Origin of the sequence: Burkholderia sp. Bp9031, assembly GCF_003857965.1 — a bacterium.
In the GTDB taxonomy this organism is placed as follows: Bacteria; Pseudomonadota; Gammaproteobacteria; order Burkholderiales; family Burkholderiaceae; genus Burkholderia; species Burkholderia ambifaria_A.
Genome location: NZ_QTPW01000022.1, coordinates 43,145 through 59,550 on the forward strand (window position 1 = coordinate 43,145; position 16,406 = coordinate 59,550).

Annotated in this window: 22 protein-coding genes and 1 tRNA gene; 11 read left to right on the top strand and 12 right to left on the bottom strand. The window is 62.2% G+C overall.

Annotation, left to right across the window (positions count from 1 at the left end; translation table 11 throughout):
- Positions 1 to 28 precede the first annotated feature (28 nt).
- The 4 genes from DIE15_RS24830 to DIE15_RS24840 all read left to right on the top strand — a co-directional run bounded on the left by DIE15_RS24830 (position 29) and on the right by DIE15_RS24840 (position 1,099).
- Entirely contained in the window at positions 29 to 343 is a 315-nt protein-coding gene (locus tag DIE15_RS24830; RefSeq protein WP_260428330.1) for a hypothetical protein, read from the top strand.
- Entirely contained in the window at positions 336 to 461 is a 126-nt protein-coding gene (locus DIE15_RS37790) for a hypothetical protein (protein WP_260428331.1), read from the top strand. Before DIE15_RS24830 ends, DIE15_RS37790 begins: the two co-directional genes overlap by 8 nt.
- Positions 462 to 540: 79 nt before the next feature.
- Entirely contained in the window at positions 541 to 795 is a 255-nt protein-coding gene (locus DIE15_RS24835) for a hypothetical protein (protein WP_260428332.1), read from the top strand.
- Complete coding sequence (locus DIE15_RS24840) at positions 785 to 1,099, top strand: hypothetical protein (RefSeq protein ID WP_124834594.1); 315 nt, start codon at positions 785 to 787, stop codon at positions 1,097 to 1,099. The genes DIE15_RS24835 and DIE15_RS24840 overlap by 11 nt, the downstream gene beginning before the upstream one ends.
- 33 nt (positions 1,100 to 1,132) lie before the next feature.
- Here the strand turns inward: DIE15_RS24840 and DIE15_RS24845 are convergent, their stop codons facing one another.
- The 4 genes from DIE15_RS24845 to DIE15_RS24860 all read right to left on the bottom strand — a co-directional run bounded on the left by DIE15_RS24845 (position 1,133) and on the right by DIE15_RS24860 (position 4,929).
- Positions 1,133 to 1,642 (bottom strand): hypothetical protein, encoded by a 510-nt coding sequence (locus tag DIE15_RS24845; protein WP_124834595.1) that lies wholly within the window; start codon positions 1,640 to 1,642, stop codon positions 1,133 to 1,135.
- 11 nt (positions 1,643 to 1,653) lie between these two features.
- Entirely contained in the window at positions 1,654 to 3,822 is a 2,169-nt protein-coding gene (locus DIE15_RS24850; RefSeq protein WP_124834596.1) for a DotA/TraY family protein, read from the bottom strand.
- Positions 3,819 to 4,385 carry a hypothetical protein gene (locus DIE15_RS24855; RefSeq protein ID WP_260428333.1) on the bottom strand — a complete coding sequence of 189 codons (567 nt, stop codon included), beginning with the start codon at positions 4,383 to 4,385 and terminating at the stop codon, positions 3,819 to 3,821. Before DIE15_RS24855 ends, DIE15_RS24850 begins: the two co-directional genes overlap by 4 nt.
- Before the next feature lie 316 nt (positions 4,386 to 4,701).
- Positions 4,702 to 4,929, bottom strand: coding sequence for an AlpA family transcriptional regulator (locus DIE15_RS24860; protein ID WP_124834598.1), 228 nt, complete (start codon positions 4,927 to 4,929; stop codon positions 4,702 to 4,704).
- A gap of 558 nt (positions 4,930 to 5,487) precedes the next feature.
- On the opposite strand from DIE15_RS24860, the gene DIE15_RS24865 reads away from it, so the two are divergent.
- From DIE15_RS24865 to DIE15_RS24875, 3 genes are all read left to right on the top strand, one after another.
- A complete protein-coding gene (locus tag DIE15_RS24865) occupies positions 5,488 to 5,871 on the top strand; it encodes a hypothetical protein (RefSeq protein ID WP_124834599.1) in 384 nt (127 codons plus the stop codon).
- A 521-nt stretch (positions 5,872 to 6,392) separates the two neighbouring features.
- The gene (locus DIE15_RS24870) at positions 6,393 to 6,590 is read left to right on the top strand and encodes a hypothetical protein (RefSeq protein WP_124834600.1); all 198 of its coding nucleotides are present in this window, start codon (positions 6,393 to 6,395) and stop codon (positions 6,588 to 6,590) included.
- Positions 6,591 to 6,601: 11 nt separating this feature from the next.
- Entirely contained in the window at positions 6,602 to 8,200 is a 1,599-nt protein-coding gene (locus DIE15_RS24875; RefSeq protein ID WP_124834601.1) for a hypothetical protein, read from the top strand.
- Positions 8,201 to 8,232: 32 nt separating this feature from the next.
- Here DIE15_RS24875 and DIE15_RS24880 read toward each other — a convergent pair whose 3' ends face one another.
- The 7 genes from DIE15_RS24880 to DIE15_RS24910 all read right to left on the bottom strand — a co-directional run bounded on the left by DIE15_RS24880 (position 8,233) and on the right by DIE15_RS24910 (position 12,254).
- Positions 8,233 to 8,520 carry a hypothetical protein gene (locus DIE15_RS24880; RefSeq protein WP_260428334.1) on the bottom strand — a complete coding sequence of 96 codons (288 nt, stop codon included), beginning with the start codon at positions 8,518 to 8,520 and terminating at the stop codon, positions 8,233 to 8,235.
- A 70-nt stretch (positions 8,521 to 8,590) separates the two neighbouring features.
- Positions 8,591 to 9,682, bottom strand: coding sequence for a site-specific integrase (locus DIE15_RS24885; RefSeq protein ID WP_124834602.1), 1,092 nt, complete (start codon positions 9,680 to 9,682; stop codon positions 8,591 to 8,593).
- A 120-nt stretch (positions 9,683 to 9,802) separates the two neighbouring features.
- Positions 9,803 to 9,878: transfer RNA gene (locus DIE15_RS24890), tRNA-Ala, on the bottom strand.
- A 65-nt stretch (positions 9,879 to 9,943) separates the two neighbouring features.
- Positions 9,944 to 10,303 carry a c-type cytochrome gene (locus DIE15_RS24895; RefSeq protein ID WP_124834603.1) on the bottom strand — a complete coding sequence of 120 codons (360 nt, stop codon included), beginning with the start codon at positions 10,301 to 10,303 and terminating at the stop codon, positions 9,944 to 9,946.
- On the bottom strand, positions 10,300 to 11,097 hold the full coding sequence (locus tag DIE15_RS24900; protein WP_124834604.1) for a BON domain-containing protein: 798 nt from the start codon (positions 11,095 to 11,097) through the stop codon (positions 10,300 to 10,302). Before DIE15_RS24900 ends, DIE15_RS24895 begins: the two co-directional genes overlap by 4 nt.
- A gap of 17 nt (positions 11,098 to 11,114) precedes the next feature.
- On the bottom strand, positions 11,115 to 11,699 hold the full coding sequence (locus DIE15_RS24905; RefSeq protein WP_057930012.1) for an SIS domain-containing protein: 585 nt from the start codon (positions 11,697 to 11,699) through the stop codon (positions 11,115 to 11,117).
- 126 nt (positions 11,700 to 11,825) lie between these two features.
- Entirely contained in the window at positions 11,826 to 12,254 is a 429-nt protein-coding gene (locus DIE15_RS24910; RefSeq protein WP_173938523.1) for a YraN family protein, read from the bottom strand.
- A 46-nt stretch (positions 12,255 to 12,300) separates the two neighbouring features.
- On the opposite strand from DIE15_RS24910, the gene rsmI reads away from it, so the two are divergent.
- Positions 12,301 to 13,179 (top strand): 16S rRNA (cytidine(1402)-2'-O)-methyltransferase, encoded by an 879-nt coding sequence (rsmI, locus tag DIE15_RS24915; protein WP_124834605.1) that lies wholly within the window; start codon positions 12,301 to 12,303, stop codon positions 13,177 to 13,179.
- Positions 13,180 to 13,274: 95 nt separating this feature from the next.
- Here rsmI and DIE15_RS24920 read toward each other — a convergent pair whose 3' ends face one another.
- Positions 13,275 to 13,883, bottom strand: coding sequence for a septal ring lytic transglycosylase RlpA family protein (locus tag DIE15_RS24920; protein ID WP_124834606.1), 609 nt, complete (start codon positions 13,881 to 13,883; stop codon positions 13,275 to 13,277).
- A gap of 655 nt (positions 13,884 to 14,538) precedes the next feature.
- Here DIE15_RS24920 and DIE15_RS24925 point away from each other — a divergent pair.
- The 3 genes from DIE15_RS24925 (at position 14,539) to DIE15_RS24935 (ending at position 16,389) form a co-directional block, all read left to right on the top strand.
- Complete coding sequence (locus DIE15_RS24925) at positions 14,539 to 15,183, top strand: MBL fold metallo-hydrolase (RefSeq protein WP_057930015.1); 645 nt, start codon at positions 14,539 to 14,541, stop codon at positions 15,181 to 15,183.
- The gene (locus DIE15_RS24930; RefSeq protein ID WP_057930016.1) at positions 15,180 to 15,839 is read left to right on the top strand and encodes a hypothetical protein; all 660 of its coding nucleotides are present in this window, start codon (positions 15,180 to 15,182) and stop codon (positions 15,837 to 15,839) included. The genes DIE15_RS24925 and DIE15_RS24930 overlap by 4 nt, the downstream gene beginning before the upstream one ends.
- A 79-nt stretch (positions 15,840 to 15,918) precedes the next feature.
- Entirely contained in the window at positions 15,919 to 16,389 is a 471-nt protein-coding gene (locus DIE15_RS24935; protein ID WP_006477376.1) for an Lrp/AsnC family transcriptional regulator, read from the top strand.
- Positions 16,390 to 16,406 lie beyond the last annotated feature (17 nt).

Genomic DNA, 16,406 nt, shown 5'->3' on the forward strand with positions numbered 1-16,406 from the left:
GACACCAGAAGGAAGCGGGGTATTGATCATGACCGATGACGAGGCCAAGGCGCGGATCGACGTGCTCCACGACGAGGCGGCGGCCATTCTGTCCGAGCAAGGGCTGTCGCCCCTCCAGGCTTACTGCTTGATCCTCGAGCGGGTCACGGCTCGACACGAGCCTACGTTGCAGTTGCTTGCCGACGCAGCAGCCTATAACCAGTGGTATTGGGAAGAGGTTAGCAGGGGCCTTGAAGAGGCGGACGATCCGAATACTAAATGGGTATCCAATGAAGAAGCAGAAGCTAGCTTTGCCAAGAAACGAGCCGAGCTACAGGCACGGATCAGGAAAGGCAATGAGTGACGATCACACTCGCTGCGGCACACCGCTGGTCTACGTTGGCCAGCTCGAGCTACAGCCCGATATTCTCGCCGAGCTCGGCGAGCATCAGCCGGACCAGGAGGCCCCACCGTCTACCTGATTCGGATCAGGCGCCCCGCCCGTGTGCTGGAACACGCGGACGGGACTTCCACAACACCACCTAGACTAGAGGTGATGACATGGCAACTGAATATCCTATCAGTCCGGATGCAATCCGGACCGAGATCGCACGCATGCAGTCGGCAAATAACCTCATGCGTGCAGCCAACAAAGCGCTTGCGAAGGGCGACGACGCGGCCGTGGCCGGCATGGGTTTTTCGCCCGAACACGTCGGCGAGCTGCGGAAGAGCGGTGGCTTTCCGTCGACGTCGATTGGCAACAACACGCGGATGATCACCTTTCTGCGATCGATTGGAGAGCCCCGTGCACACTGAGCCCACCCGGCCACTGTCGATCGCGGCCGCCGTGCTGACGCCGGCCACGCTGGCCAGCGTTTGTCGATCGCCCTCGTTCCATCGCCGCGGCTGGCAGATCCTCGACCGCCGGGCGTCCGAGGGCCCGACGCAGCTCCGGGCCTTCGGGCCCGAAGGCGAGGTGATCCTGCTGGGCCGGTTAATCGAGCACCAGCAGCTCGAGCACCAGGCACAGCGATCGACGGCCGCGCTCGAGCTGCGCCGGCGAGGCGCGGCCGAGCATGAGATCCTAGCGTTGCACGAGATCCGCACCACGCTTGCATAGAAAAACCGGGCCATCAGGCCCGGTCTTGTTTTGCTAGAACCCCAACGCCATTCGCAACCGCGACGCCGTGTCATCGACACTTCGACGTGGTACAAGCACCCGTGTCGATGGCAACGCATGATCGTTGAACCACAGCACTAGGTACGTGCTGCTCCGTTCGGCGTCTTCGAACTCCCACCGCGACACCTTGTCGATCGGCATCTGCTTGGCGATGCGTTTCTTCTTGTCAACGACTACCACACTCCCGGTCTCCGTCGAGATTCCGACGTACTGACCTTCGGTCGGGGCGCTGGCCTCGACGGTCGGATGAAAACCCGGAGGGGCGACGCGTTGTACCTGTCGCTGCAGTTTTGCGGTCAGATGGCTTGCAAACAACCGGATCCAAACAATGGCCACGACCAGGCCGGCAACGGACGTTACGATCCACGGCGTGCCGTCGCGCACGCCTACGCCCACGAACAGCCCAAATCCACTGAAGGCGAGGCCGGCGAACGACGCGAGGGCCAGCACGACCGGAACCAACACAATTGATAAGTTAAGCATGACTTATTTCCTCACGAGTGCATTCCATCGGTTTGACCTGGGCGGCTTCCGCCTTTATCAGGGGTGCGCTTGGGGGTGCCCGGCATGATTCGCTCAAGCTTGCTAGAAAACACCGCTAGCGCGCCTCGCACTTCGCCAGTCGTTTCTCGGCCGAGCGTCGCCGTCGCCACGCCACCTACCCAGTTGAGCACCTGGTCGGGCACAACGAAGATTAGGCTAAAGCTCGTGTGAATCAGATTCGCGCCAAGCATGAAATAGATCGCGAGGTACCCGATGACGCTAACAATGCCCGTCAACGAATCGAATTGGGCGTTCGCGACTGCGATTCCAAAAAATTTCGTGAGTACCGTTCCGCCTTCAACCAGAACGGCTCCGCCGGAGAAGAAGCCAACAACCATCAGGATCGGTCGCACCGTCACGTTTAGCAGGAAGATATACCCGTGCGTCGTGCGTTGACCCATGCCATCGCCCTCACCGCCCAGGTGCGTCATTGCCCACAGAGGAGCGGCCACGATGGCTTCGCACACGATCACGAGCCAATTGATGACGGCCCCGAACCAGGTGATGAACGGGATCATGGGCAGGTACAGAGACAAGCCGGCACCAATGAACAGGAGCGGAATGAGCAGCGTGAACAGCATCGGCTCCGTCGCATGCAGTACCGCTCCGGCAGCTGCACCGAGGCCGGCGGCGAAGTTCGCCAGTGTGCCCCAGATGCTCGCATTCGCACCCGCGACAATTACGTTCAGGCCTACCCACGTACCGAAAGCAGCGTCAACGCCCCCCAATACATAGTCCCCCAGGTTTTTCATCTTGATGAGCGGGTTTACGGTGCCACGCTCTGCGTCTCCGCTGCTGGTCATCGCGGCAATGATCTTCTGTCCAAAGCCCGAGAAGATCTGGCTGAGGGCCTTACCACCATCTTTTTCACTGGCATTTCCTGCGTTACCCAACGGCTGGGCTGTCGTCGAGCCGGCTTCTTGGAGCTGGAACGCCCTGTCGACCTGGTCACGCAACTGGGAAACGCCTACGTCCCCTCCCACCTTCTCTTTGTAAACACGAGCGACGGCTGACACCGCATCGGAGAGCTTGCTATTGGCCTGCGCAAACGTCTGATACCACGCGCCGAGCGACCACCAACCCGCCTCCTTGATCGAGCTACTGAGCTGACCGGCCAGGCTGCTGATGTTGCCCGTGCTTGTCGCTGCCTGACTCTGAATCGTGGCCTCATATTGTTGCGCGGCCGACTGGATTGCTACCTCTGCATCCGGAAGGATGGCACTGGCGTTCGTTTGCTGATCGATAACGGCGTTGACGAATGCTTGCGCCGCCGGCGACAGTGCGGTTTCCATGTTTCCGAGGGCCTGCAGGTGAGCTTGGTACAGCGTGGTTGTATCAATGGTGCCGCTGAACCAATTGGTGGATTGGTCTTGCGGAGTCAGCTTCGACGTATCGATATCCGCACCACCGCAGTATTTTGTGCCGATGGGATTACGCAATACGAGGCCTTGGGTGCCTGATGTGATCTGCACGTATTCCTTCTGGTCCGGCGGAAAGCCCCCGTTCGCGGCGACCATGGAGAGGCTTGCGTTGTAAGCGTGCATACACAGGTTCGCCTGATACAGGTCTCGCGCGAGCTGTATCGTGCTGGGCATTGCCGGTTGCACCACCATGCCCTTCCCGTCCGAAAAGGCCTGGATTGCTGCGTCGGTCCCCATGTTGGCGATACCGACACCCATAATCGAAGCGGCCCATAACATCAGCAGTTGCGAGAGTGCCCAGCCGTTCGCCGTCGGCACCAGCGATGCCAATCCCCACACGAGGCGAATCGGCCCCCACATGGTGCCTTTGTTTTCTCCGTAGACCGCTCCGCTATGCGCAGCTTGAGAGAGCTTTTTGAACCACGTATAGCATGCGAAGAAGGCCCCGACGACAAGTAGCCCACCGTTCATCACCTGGAACAGACTCGCGAAGATCGTATCGCCGCCTCCGGCTCCACCTGTTGCGAGCGGGTTGTTCACCACGTTGCCGAAGACGCCGACTAGGGCTTGCCGGCTGAGATCACCTGAGCGTTGCGCAGCCTGCGTGATCTCCCCAAGCGACGTGCTTTGGGCAAATGCGGGCAACGTGACCAAACCGTTCAAGAGCGCGGCAATGAAAAGTGCTGCTTTGCGCTTCATGCTCGCTCTCCTTTCCGTTGTTTCCAGAGCTCCGGATCGATGACGCTGACAAACCAACCGGGCTCTCGCATGAAGTCATTCAGGCCGCCACGCTCAGCTCGCGACAGTCGCCGGTTTTGCAGTTGCCACAGGCGGAATTGCGCGGTCAGACTGGCCATGAACATCACCGGCAGCCCGGCCACTAGCGTGAAGATGCCGAACAAGTTGCCGCGTGAAAGGGCATAGACGGCCATCAGGAGGAAGACCGCGCCGGCTCCAATGGCGAGACGTTTCTGAAAGCGAAACCGTCGCTGCAGGTCTGCAATGCTTGGTGCGCCGACTGACCGGCTGCGCATCATTTCCTCGAACCCCTGCTCTTTAGCGGTATCGCCTTCGCCTTGCTGTTCGGCGCGAGCCTTTCGTTTCGCGCTTGCGTACAGCTCCTTGATGTAAACGATGTTTTCGTCGTGCTGCTGCTTTGCTGCCTTGAACGATTGCACGTTCTTTCGAAACGCGTAGAAGGGAAGAAAGAGGCGTTTTGCGATCTCAACCCCGGCTGATTTCGCGGTTTGCTTCATGTCCATCACTTGTCCTCCCGACTGTTGGAAGTTCGCTTGTTGATCCATGCGGTGAGGGGGTCTTCGTAATCGAATACGTCCCTCCACCTACACGGAGCGCCTCTGACTGCGTTGAGACGCTCATGCGTGCTCAAGGCGATCACCAGGCAGACCGCCGCCGAAGCCAGCCAAATCCAGTTGAAGGGGCGAATGAAAACTACGGCCGTCAGGCACGCCGCAAATGCGATCAGCCATCTGCGTTTTGCCCACAGCAGAACCGAAGTGTTTTCGGTTTCACCTCTCGTGGCACAAGGGGCCGGTTCGTTGGTATCAGCGGGGCGCGTCATTGCTGCCCCCGATGGCTCTGTTCGATCCAGGCGAAGACCTCGTGCTCGTACCAACACAGCCTGCGGCTGTGCGGCATCTTGAAAGGGGGAGGGATGAGGTGCCGATATTGCGCCTTTGAAACAAAGGTGCGAATGGTGGCGGGAGTTTTGCCGATCAGGTCAGCGAGCTGTTCGATGAATATGACGCGCGGGGATCCGCCATCCGTGGCTGGTAGGGAGTTCACGTTTTCCTCTCATACACGAGCAAGAGCGCGTGTGGGGTGTCGTTCCCCACGTGCGAGGACCCTATTCGGGCGACTAGCGGAGTACCGAGGCAGTGATCAGTGCGGCTTTGCGCGTTATCCGCCCTACTCGCTGACTCCCGACGCCTTATGCTGGGTTATCTCTTCGCTGACTTGGCCCAGCGGCTCTAGTGTCATCATGGCGAGCGACGTGAGATCGCCGTCACGAATTGTGTGGAGCAATTTAGAACGAGCCACCAATCTCGTAAATAATCTTTTAAAAACAATGACTTACGTACATATGTACGTACGTAAATACGTGTCACAGTAGTGCCTCGTTACGAAGCCAGAAGAGATTTATGCAGTTTGGGAAACGTCGGCGTTATACGAGTGCCTCGTGCTTCGTAAACGGTACCAACCCGATTGGCGGCCCGATTCATCTGATGTATTCTGAAGTCGCTCCGCATCGCCCTACACAGCCCGAACGGTAACTAGCCCAACGCGGCATGGCCAATTCGCAGTAGGTCTTACGTCGGATTTCAAGCCATGGAAGGAAGAACGATGAACGAACCTACCAAACGCTCCGCATGGGGCTGGCAACTGGTTGGATGCGTGCTGATGTACATCGGATTTACCTTATTCGCAGCGATGCTAGCCGCACCACCGGAAAATCCATCCACGCCACCGTTCGTCTACCGTCTTGGCGGGCTGGCTGGGCGGCTACCCGGAGCAGACGTCTGGCCGCAGCTCGTGGATATTAACGGCACAATGGCAGGCAACGTTCCGGTACCGTTCGTCGGCGGGGCTATGCTTGTCTTACTCGGCGCCGGGGCAATACAAATGGGCCGTAGGATTAACGCCCAACGGAAACGTGAGGCCGCCGTTGCACGCGACGAAGCCATACGTATTGCCGAAAGGGAGCGCCACCAGTCGCGCCCTCGGTAACAAGCCCCACGGGAACCCGCGATGGACGGCTGATTTCTTCTACGCTGCCGAACCACCTGCGTTTGGGACGCTGCGTGGGCATCAGCGTCGGCGTTATACGAGTCCTCTAAGGCCAGATCTCGCTAACGCCGCCGACTAGCACTGACTACCTGCGGTGGACCTAAACGGCAAGATGGTACTGCCCTCTGTTGCCGCTGGCGCTTCGCATGTCCTGTCTGGCGGCCGGCGACACGTTACAAAGCGCAACGCCAAAGCTCAGCGAGCCAGAGTATGTGCGCACTGGTAAACAGTTCCAGATTATCGATTGACCGAGGAAAATGGCCGCCGCAGAGCGCGGTCGCATAGCGACCGCGAACTAAGCCGCATAAAAGCGACGGAACTTATTGAAATTTTCACACTCTCCGCATAAAGTTCTGCAGAAGTTTGCCGATGTCAAGGTGTTCGCGTTGCGCAACGGCTTTTGACGTGTCATTCTTGGGGTGGTACAATCGCGCGTTTTTCCGGAAGCGCTCGGAGAAAAAATGAACGCCTCTTTCCGCAAAGGTGAGTTAGTGTCACTCTACACATTGGTTCCGCAGCAACTGCTCGAGTGGGCAAATTCTGCTGGCGCTAATCAGTCGATTCTGTCGGCTGCGAATGATGCTGCTCGAACGATTGAGTGCCTCAACAGAGAGCGGGAAGTGCGCCGCGAGGAACTGCATCAACCAATCACGCTCTAGGAGCGTGATTTTTGGCGGCATTTGACGTTCTTCCTTACACCATTGACACGCTCATCCAGTGCGTCAATGAGGCATCCCCCCTTACATCTGTAGACGCGTTTCGCGCGAAGCGTCACAGGGGCTACTTCGAAGAATATTTCCAAGCCCTTGGTGCGGCGACCATCGTCGCAGAGCGTAGTTACATTGATCGCGACTACCTCGAGGACTACGCCGCCTACTACGACCGCTGCTTCCAAGATTACCCGCGCCGCACTCAGCGGCTCCATTTTTTTAGTTCAGCATTTGATCGCACCGCGTTCGAGGCTGCACTCATGGACGCGGCAGACGCGAGAAGAGAAAGTCTTCAGCAGTCCTACCTGGGTTTCGTCGTCGTTAAACCTCTGCCCCTAACGGTAGTCGGTCGAACTTGCTTGAAGACCTACCCCGACGACAACGGCCGGCGCCATTTCCCGATTTCGCGCACCTACCCTGTCAACCTGTTCGGTCTCGAGTTGTCCGTCCAGAGCTTGGCTTACCAGGAACAGGACACGGTTGTCGCCGCTTGCGCCACTAGCGCGCTCTGGTCTTGCTTCCAAGGGACGGGTAAGCTGTTCCAACATATGATTCCGCCCCCAGTGGAAATTACGGACTGGGCTGGCGATCATATGCCAGAGGATCTGCTGTCTGCCAGCGCCCGCGCTTTCCCGAACAGCGGCTTGACTTGCACCCAAATGGCGCACGCGGTGCGTCGCGTGGGCCTTGAACCGTTCGTTATCGGAGCGAACTCAAGGTATGGGCTTAGCAGCGTAGCTTACGCCTATCTACGTGGAAAGATTCCGTCGATCCTGGCTGCCCGTCTGTATACGGGCTTGGGAACACCACAAGCCGCGTTGATGGGTGGCCACGCCATCGCATTGACAGGGTACTCGATGGGCAACGCTGCTCCCACTGCATTTGGGAATACCGGCTTTCTGTTGCGCGCGTCGCGCATCGACAAGCTCTACGGGCACGACGACCAGGTGGGACCGTTCGCAAGAATGGAGTGGGACCAAGTCCAACTTCCACCGCACCTGCATCCACCGCACCTCAGGGCCGCGCCGGCGCAAAACATTGATGGATTGAAGACCTCATGGCCGGGGCTGGTCCATGCCTTGGCCGATTTTGTGTTGCTTCCGCTGTATCACAAGATCCGGATCCCGTTTTCTCTCATCCACGATGCGATGCTTTCTATTGATGCGGTCGCTGATAATCTGCGTAATCTAGCGATGCCGCAGGTTCCGCGCGCCGAGTGGGACATCTATCTTACGACTGCCAGCGATTACAAGAGCTCGGTACGAGTTGACTATGCTGGTACGAACATTGACGTGCTACAAGCGCTTACAGTTGATTTGCCGCGCTTCCTATGGCGGGTCACCGTGCGTACGCAGGCTCACCTGGAGTTAGACCTACTGTTCGATGCCACTGGCATCGCTCAGCACGACCTCCTCGTGCATGCAGTGTCGACCGGTGGAGCATACGCACAGATGCTTGCCGCCGTCGCCCTTGCGAGCGCGATAAATCCGCAGCAGTATCCCCTGCAAGCGCAGGCCCTATTGAAGCGGTTTTTGGTGTCTCCCATTCAACAGCCGTGAGCGCTGCTACTCACCACGCACTGCAGCATGCATCACGCCCGCGCTTTCCGCACCTTGCGATCTAGCTTCCTCACCTGTTTCTCTAGTGCCTCAATCTTAACGAGATAGGGCCGCAGCTCATCCATAATACGGTCCTCCCGCTCCTGTAGCTGCCTGACCGCGAACGCGTATTCCCGCTCATACCTGAGTCTGGCGACCCGCGTAGTGGACCATGCACGGTCAAGAGGCGCGCTCTCTTTTCGCAGCTTGCGTAACTCACGTATAGCGGCCTTCAGTTCTGCCTCGTCAGCCAATTCGGCGGCCAGTTCGGGATTCATCATGGACCTTTACGCTCACGGGTCGGTTACATCAACCGCCCCGGAAAACTGCCGAGCTTGGGCAGCACGACAGTCACTTCAGCCGTTTCGCCAGATCTTCAGCTCGAGGATGGTAGTACCGCATGAGCATACGCGGGTCGCGATGTCCAGTAATCTTCGCCAGATCGTGTACTGGGAATATCGACGCCAGGCGAGAAGTTGCCTCATGGCGAAGATCGTGGAACCGGAGATCCTCGAGATAGGATTTGCTGGGCACCGTCCCAGCATCTTTGCATTCGGTTACGTAGATAGACCGCGCACGTTCAACAGCACGTTCGAACGCCCGTGTTACCGCATCACTACGAATTGGAAAGACCCTGTCGTCGCCGCTACGCGTCTTGGCAGCTTTTCGTCGCTCCTTGAGCACTTCGACGGCACGTGTCGACAAGGGAACGTCTCTGGAACTCCCGTTCTTGGTTTCCGGGAGGTGTGCTACCCGTCGGCGTAGGTCAACGTGCTCCCACTGGAGATCGACGATTTCCCCGCGTCGCATCGCCGTTTCGACGGCGAGCCAAATAATGGCAGGTAGCAAGTCCGAACCACTTGCCGCCACGACACGCCCCAACTCCCCGGCTTCCGTTTGACGAGCAGACTCCGTGTCGGTTTCGGGAGCAGCGATCCGGCGGGTGCGTGCATTGTTGGCGGGTGGCTTGCGCACCAGCTCGAGGGGATTGAGCAGACTTTCCATGCCCCATTCCTTCCGGGCAATGCTGAAGACATGGGAGAGGACAGCGAGGCGCCGCACCACGCTGGCTGGCTTCAGTGGAGGATTGGTCTGTTTCAACCAATCGTCCCTTAGTTTGGCAATGTCCGCGCTACGCACCGAAGCCATTGGTCTGGACGCGATGACCGTGCTCTTCCACATGCGCAGCAGAGACGCCTCCTGCACGTAGCCCTTCTTGGAGGCGGCGATTTCGCGATCGTATCGATCGAGCGCTTCCGCGAGCGTGGTCGATTCCGCTTCGGCCCGGCTGACGAAGACACCGCGATCGATCTCCGACTCGATCAGTCGGGCCCAGGCCTCTGCTTCAGCTCGCGTGTTGAACGTCTTGATCTGTACCGGGTAGCCCTTGCGGCGAACGCGAGCCTGCCACTGAAGATCGCCTCGACGGGTGATAGATGCCATTCACTGCTCCTTAAGTGTTGCGTCCAAGGCTTCGACAGCCCAAGTGGCGCAAAATTGGCGCAATAAATCGAATCTACCAAAGAAAAAAGGCCTAGCCATCGGCTAAGCCCTTGATTCTATTGGTGGAGCGGAGGAGGATCGAACTCCCGACCTTCGCATTGCGAACGCGACGCTCTCCCAGCTGAGCTACCGCCCCAACAGACAACCATCATACACATCCATTTCCGCGCTTGGCAATAGGGTTTCAGTCACCCCGACGCGTCACTTCGATGGCGCGCCGGCCAGCACCCATTCGACCACGGAATGCAGATCCGCGTCGCTCATGCGCGGGTGCGCCGGCATCGGAATCGCGCCCCAGACGCCGGATCCGCCGTCCTTCACCTTCTTCGACAGCTTCGCGACGGCCTGCGGATCGGCCTTATAGCGGGCGGCGATATCCTTGAACGACGGGCCGACGAGCTTGCGGTCCACCGCGTGACAGCCCATGCATGCGTTGCTGCGCGCGACCTTCAGGCCGTCGCCGACATCCGCATGCGCCGTGCCGAGCGCACCAGCCGCGAGCGCCGCGGCCGCGGCGCCCCGCGCCATCCATTGCGTGAACTTCATCTGCGTCGACTTCATTGCGGCGTTGCCTTCGGGTTGCCCGGGTGCACGCTCGACGAATTCGAGATCGGCGCGGGCGGTTGCAGCGGCGTGGACTGGACCGACGCATCGGGCACCGCACCGACCGTCGCGGAATCCACGGGCGCGGCGGCGGCCTGCGCGCCGGACGCATCGCTCGGCGACGCAGCCTGCAAGGCCTGCGCGTCCTGCGGCTGGATGTACTGGAACACCTTCACGACCTTCTCGACACCCGGCACCTGGCTTGCCGCATCGGCACCGCGATTGCCTTCGTCGACCGTCACGAGACCCATCAGGTAGATGTTGCCGCGCTCGCTGACGACCTTGTAGTAGTTCGCCGACAGCCCCTTCGTCGCGATGAACTCGGACTTCACGCGTCCTTCGAGGTACGAGTCGTTCGCGCGCGACGACAGCGACGATGCCGGCTCGACCGACAGCTCGTTGACGATCGCGTTCACATTGTTGATGCCGCGCACAATTTCCTCGGCGCGCTGCTTCGATGCATTGTTCGGCACTTCGCCCGTCAGCAGCACGCGGCGGTTGAACACCGTCACGTTCACGTGCGACTGGTCCGGCAGCCCGTTGTTGATCTGCGTGAGCGACTTGACCTGGATCTCGCGATCCTCGGTCTGCGCGCCGAGCGTACGGCGATCGGTCGCGATCAGCGCGCCGCCGCCGGCCGCCGCGCCGAGCACGCCGAGCACGCACCCCTGCAGCGACAACGCGAGGCCCGCCGTCAGCGCGGCGAGCAACGTGGTTCTGACGAGCGTCTGTTTGACGCGGCTTTGATTCATCGACGGCTCTCCTTCGTTCAATCCTCACCCAGCAGCATCGCGTCGATGCCGTCGCACAGGCAGTGGATGGTCAGCAGATGGACTTCGTGGACGCGTGCCGCGCGCGAGGCGGGCACGCTGATCGGAATATCGGTGTCGGACAGCGCGGCCTCGACGGCGTGGCCGTCGCCGCCGGTCAGCGCGACGACGGTCATCTCGCGCTCGTGCGCCTCGTCGATCGCGGCCAGCACGCGCGGCGACGCGCCGCTCGCGTCGAGCACCAGCAGGATGTCGCCGGTCTGCCCGAGCACGCGCACCTGCTGCGCGAACAGCTGGTCCGCAGCGGCGGCCCCCGTGAGGCCACCCTGCGACGCATCGGTGGCCAGCGCGATCGCGGGCAGGCCCGGACGCTCGCGCTCGAAGCCGCCGACAAGCGACACGGCGAGGTAGTGCGCGGCGGCGGCCGACGGGCCGTCCCCGCACGCGACGATCTTGTTGCCGTTCGCCAGCGCGGCGAACATCGCGTCGACCGCGGCTGCGATCGGCAGCGGCAGCGCGTCGGCCGCTTCGGCGTGAAGCGCGGCGCTGTCGCGGAAATGTTGCTGAATACGTTCGACTGACATCGATTCCTGGTGAACTGGGCGCGTGGCACGCCGCGCGCAACGTCATGGGTGCGGCGAGTTTACCGCACTCCGGCACACTCCCCGAGGGTATGGCAAGAACTCTTTACATCTCGTCACAGCTCGCGGCTATGCATCATCGGCACGAAATGCGTCGCGCAGCCATTCGAGCCGGCCGGCCTCGAACGCGACGACGTCGAAACGGCACGCGGCACCCGCACCGTGCCGCACCCAGAAATGGAGCGCGGCCGCGACCAGGCGCCGCCGCTTGCGCCAGCCGACGCTCGCGGCAGCGCCGCCGTGCCGCGTGCTGCGCCGCGCGCGCACCTCGACGAACACGAGCGTGCCGTCGGGTGTGCGCATCACGAGATCGAGCTCGCCGCCGCGCATCGTCACGTTCGCCGCGACGAACGCGAGACCGCGGCGTTCCAGGAACTGCCGCGCGCGCTGCTCGAATGTCGCCCCCACCGATCTGGATCGCGCCGGGCAGGAAAAGTTGCCGCTACCATGCGGCAAACCGCACCCGTCGCCCGGCGCGACCGGCTCCGCGTGGCACAATGCCGTCCTTGTTCCGCTTGCGCCGCGATTGCGCGCATTGCCTGCCATGACTGCCCTCCTCGAACTCGCGCAAACGCAGCATTACCCGGACGCCGCGCTCTACGTGGTCGCGACGCCGATCGGCAACACCGCCGACATCACGCTGCGCGCGCTGCACGTGCTCGGCCTCGCCGACCGCATCGCAGCCGAAGACACCCGCAACACGGGCCAGCTGCTGGCCCGCTACGGCATCTCGAAACCGCTCGTCGCCGTGCACGAGCACAACGAACGCGAAGCGGCGCTGCGCGTGATCGAGCTGCTGCGCGCGGGCGAACGCGTCGCGTACGTGTCGGACGCCGGCACGCCCGGCATCTCGGACCCGGGCGCGCGGCTCGTCGACACCGTGCGCGCGGCCGGCTTCGCGGTGATTCCGCTGCCGGGCGCGAGCGCGGCCGTGACCGCGCTGAGCGTGGCGGGCGACTGGGCCGGTGCGTTCACGTTCGCGGGCTTCCTGCCGCCGAAGGCGAAGCAGCGTGCGAGCGCGCTGCAGGCGCTCGTGCAGCACCCGTACGCGCTGGTGTTCTACGAAGCGCCGCACCGGATCGCCGAGACCGTCGCCGCACTCGCCGACGCGTTCGGCCCCGCGCGCCGGCTGCTGATCGCGCGCGAGCTCACCAAGCTACACGAGCAGCTGTTCCAGGGCACCCTGGCCGAAGGACAGAGCTGGCTCGCCGGCGATGCGAACCGGCAGCGCGGCGAGTTCGTGCTGGTCGTCGAAGGCGCGCCGGCCGACGGCGGCGAAACCGACGACACCGCGCACGACGCGCTGCTCAAGCTGCTGCTGGAAGAAGTGCCGGTGAAGAGCGCGGCGAAGCTCGCGGCCGCGTTGACGGGCGCATCGCGCAACGCGCTGTATGCACGCGCGCTCGTGCTGAAGGACGGCTGACGGGCGAGCGCGGGCGGCACCCGCCGCCCGGCCCGCGAAAATGCAAAAGGGCTGCCCGAAGGCAGCCCTTTTGCATGGGCGGACGAGCCGCCGCGTTACTTCGACGACAGCGACGCGAACATTTCGTCGCGGGCCTCGCGCGCTTCCTGCGGCGACAGCCCTTCGATCTTCACGCGGCCCGTGCCGGCATGTACGAGGCCGATCATCTTGGCGGCCGCATACGACAGATCGAGCACGCGGCCGCGCTTGTACGGCCCGCGATCGTTGACCTTCACGACGACCCACTTGCCGGTCGATGCGTTCGTCACCCTGATGTACGAGGACAGCGGCAGCGTGCGGTGCGCGGCAGTCAGCGCGTTCATGTTGAAGCGCTCACCGTTCGCGGTGCGGCGGCCGTGGAAATCCCGGCCATACCACGACGCCCGACCCGTCTGGCGGAAGTCGGACACGTCCTTGCCGTCGATCGGCTCGGCGTCCGCCAGCGACGACTTCTTCGCGTCCTTGCTGTCGGCAGCCGGCATCGATGCCAGCGCGGAATCGAAATTCAGTTGCTTGTCGTCGTCCGCCTTGGCGGCCGCGGCCGTCTTGTTGACCGCGTTCTTCTGGTTGGCGCTGCCGGTGGTCTGGCTGGGTGGCACCGCACAGCCCGTCAGCGCAAAAAATAATGCGATGGTCCCGAATCGAGTCGGAAAACGAAAATTCATCGACGTGTCGCCTTCTGGTTCGGGCCGCACGCTACAACGCTGCTCAACAACGCAGATACGCGGCCCGGACGGCAAATGCGTGCACGCCCCGCTCGGATGCGAGCAGGCGGCTAGCATGGGCGCGGCTTTCGTCTCTGCCGCAACCGTCCTGATTAGTTTTCACGTCTGGCGCAACCTGTCCCCGGCAGCCTGACCAGACCCCACATGCCGCCATCGAACATGGCTTCACGTTCGCGCGCGTCGAAACGACCGACTCACAGGAACGGCGGCACAGGCCTCATCCGGCGGCGCGGCAGCAGGGCCGCTGGCGGGCGCGCAGCACCCGGCCGGACAAGACGTGAGCACCGAATATTCGGTGCTGGATACACCGCCGGACTCCCCGGCGGCTGATGCTTGACGGTGCTTCCGACGTCCCTTTTTAACGGGGCCGAAACACCAGCGAATTGCGTGAAACTCACGCTCAATGGGGCGCATTATACATAAACCAAAAGGTCGCCCCGAAAAGCACCCCCTTCGGACCATTGATTCTCACTATGGCCGTAACAATCGACATGCTCCGGGAATGCCCGTAGCCGTGCGCTGGGGCGTGCGTCGCTCGACCGACAAGCGGCCCGCGCGACCGGTACAATCGCTCCTTTTAGCCGCCGGTGCCTCCATGAAAGTCACGCTCATTCCGGTCACGCCGTTCCAGCAGAACTGCTCGCTGCTCGTCTGCGAAAAGACCGGCCGTGCCGCCGTCGTCGATCCGGGCGGCGATCTCGAACGGATCGAACAGGAGATCGCGCGGCAGAACGTGCAGGTCGAGAAGGTGCTGCTTACGCACGGCCACGTCGATCACTGCGCGGGGGCGAAGGCGCTTGCGACGCACTACGGCGTGCCGATCGTGGGGCCGCAGGAAGACGAGCGCTTCTGGATCGAGCAACTGCCGATGCAGAGCCAGCGCTTCGGCTTCCCGGCCGCCGAAGCCTTCGAGCCGGACCACTGGCTGAACGACGGCGACACCGTGCAGTTCGGCGACGAGACGCTCGAGGTCTATCACTGCCCGGGCCACACGCCCGGCCACGTCGTGTTCTTCAGCCGCGCGCATCGCGTCGCGATCGTCGGCGACGTGCTGTTCGCCGGCTCGATCGGCCGCACCGATTTCCCGCGCGGCAACCATGCGGACCTCGTGCGCTCGATCAAAGAGAAGCTGTGGCCGCTCGGCGACGACGTCACGTTCGTGCCGGGCCACGGCCCGGTGTCGACGTTCGGCGACGAGCGTCGCACGAATCCGTTCGTGTCCGACAAGGTGTTCGGATGAACCAGACCGCCATCCCCGAAATCTACGTCAGCACCGACGTCGAGGCCGACGGCCCGATTCCCGGCCCGCACTCGATGCTGAGCTTCGCGTCGGCCGCCTATACCGAAGACAAGCAGTTGATCGCGACGTTCTCGGCGAACCTCGAGACGCTGCCTGGCGCCCAGGCCCATCCGGTGCAGGAAGCGTGGTGGAAGACGGAACCGCAGGCGTGGGCCGCGTGCCGGCGCGACCTGCAGGCGCCCGAGGCCGCGCTCGTCGCGTACGTCGAGTGGGTCGAGGCGCTGCCCGGCAAGCCGGTGTTCGTCGCGATGCCGGCCGGCTTCGATTTCACGTTCATGTTCTGGTACATGATGCGCTTCGCCGGACGCTGCCCGTTCTCGTGGTCGGCGCTCGACATCAAGACGCTCGCGTTCGCGATGACGGGCCTGCCGTACCGCAAGGCGATCAAGCCGCGCTTTCCGAAGCACTGGTTCGACGACCATCCGCACACGCACGTCGCGCTCGACGACGCGATCGAGCAAGGCGCGCTGTTCTGCAACATGCTCGCCGACCTGCGCCGTCAGCAGGCAGCGCTCGCGGGCCTCGCGGTGGCCGACACCGACCGGTCGGAACAGGCAGGGGCGGGACAAAACCCAACGGATCCGCGCGCAAATTAGCGAATCTCGCTCACCGGCACGCTGCCAGATTGCCTTTCCTTCCCCGGCCCTCTAACATTCAGCGTGTTGTAGCTGCCGCATGGAGGCGCAGGTGACGCTCGATTCCTTTTCGCAAAAAATCCTTCGCCTGTTGCAGCTCGACGCGCGCCGCTCCGTGCAGGAAATCTCCGACCAGGTCGGCCTGTCGAGCACGCCGTGCTGGCGCCGCATCAAGGACATGGAACAGTCCGGCGTGATCCAGCGCTACACCGCGCTGCTCGATCGCGAGAAGCTCGGCCTGCACGTGTGCGCGCTCGCGCACGTGCACCTGACCCGCCACAACGAAGGCGGCGTCGAGCAGTTCGAACGCGAGATCGCGACCTGCCCGGAAGTCACCGAGTGTTACAGCACGACCGGGGAAGCCGACTACATCCTCAAGATCGTCGCGCCCGACATCAAGGCGTACGACGTGTTCCTGCACGAACGGATCTTCAAGATCCCGGCCGTGTCGCAGGTGCGCACGAGCGTCGTGCTGCGCGAAATCAAGTTCGACACGCAACTGCCGCTGTAACGCACGCCCCGCGTTCG

What these genes read in the sequence shown, in the direction of transcription:
- DIE15_RS24830 (WP_260428330.1), top strand. Translation starts at nt 29, where the DNA reads ATGACCGATGACGAGGCCAAGGCGCGGATCGACGTGCTCCACGACGAG.
- DIE15_RS37790 (WP_260428331.1), top strand. Translation starts at nt 336, where the DNA reads ATGAGTGACGATCACACTCGCTGCGGCACACCGCTGGTCTACGTTGGC.
- DIE15_RS24835 (WP_260428332.1), top strand. Translation starts at nt 541, where the DNA reads ATGGCAACTGAATATCCTATCAGTCCGGATGCAATCCGGACCGAGATC.
- DIE15_RS24845 (WP_124834595.1), bottom strand. Translation starts at nt 1,642, where the DNA reads ATGCTTAACTTATCAATTGTGTTGGTTCCGGTCGTGCTGGCCCTCGCG.
- DIE15_RS24850 (WP_124834596.1), bottom strand. Translation starts at nt 3,822, where the DNA reads ATGAAGCGCAAAGCAGCACTTTTCATTGCCGCGCTCTTGAACGGTTTG.
- DIE15_RS24855 (WP_260428333.1), bottom strand. Translation starts at nt 4,385, where the DNA reads ATGGACATGAAGCAAACCGCGAAATCAGCCGGGGTTGAGATCGCAAAA.
- DIE15_RS24865 (WP_124834599.1), top strand. Translation starts at nt 5,488, where the DNA reads ATGAACGAACCTACCAAACGCTCCGCATGGGGCTGGCAACTGGTTGGA.
- DIE15_RS24870 (WP_124834600.1), top strand. Translation starts at nt 6,393, where the DNA reads ATGAACGCCTCTTTCCGCAAAGGTGAGTTAGTGTCACTCTACACATTG.
- DIE15_RS24880 (WP_260428334.1), bottom strand. Translation starts at nt 8,520, where the DNA reads ATGATGAATCCCGAACTGGCCGCCGAATTGGCTGACGAGGCAGAACTG.
- DIE15_RS24885 (WP_124834602.1), bottom strand. Translation starts at nt 9,682, where the DNA reads ATGGCATCTATCACCCGTCGAGGCGATCTTCAGTGGCAGGCTCGCGTT.
- DIE15_RS24895 (WP_124834603.1), bottom strand. Translation starts at nt 10,303, where the DNA reads ATGAAGTCGACGCAGATGAAGTTCACGCAATGGATGGCGCGGGGCGCC.
- DIE15_RS24900 (WP_124834604.1), bottom strand. Translation starts at nt 11,097, where the DNA reads ATGAATCAAAGCCGCGTCAAACAGACGCTCGTCAGAACCACGTTGCTC.
- DIE15_RS24905 (WP_057930012.1), bottom strand. Translation starts at nt 11,699, where the DNA reads ATGTCAGTCGAACGTATTCAGCAACATTTCCGCGACAGCGCCGCGCTT.
- rsmI (WP_124834605.1), top strand. Translation starts at nt 12,301, where the DNA reads ATGACTGCCCTCCTCGAACTCGCGCAAACGCAGCATTACCCGGACGCC.
- DIE15_RS24920 (WP_124834606.1), bottom strand. Translation starts at nt 13,883, where the DNA reads ATGAATTTTCGTTTTCCGACTCGATTCGGGACCATCGCATTATTTTTT.
- DIE15_RS24925 (WP_057930015.1), top strand. Translation starts at nt 14,539, where the DNA reads ATGAAAGTCACGCTCATTCCGGTCACGCCGTTCCAGCAGAACTGCTCG.
- DIE15_RS24930 (WP_057930016.1), top strand. Translation starts at nt 15,180, where the DNA reads ATGAACCAGACCGCCATCCCCGAAATCTACGTCAGCACCGACGTCGAG.
- DIE15_RS24935 (WP_006477376.1), top strand. Translation starts at nt 15,919, where the DNA reads ATGGAGGCGCAGGTGACGCTCGATTCCTTTTCGCAAAAAATCCTTCGC.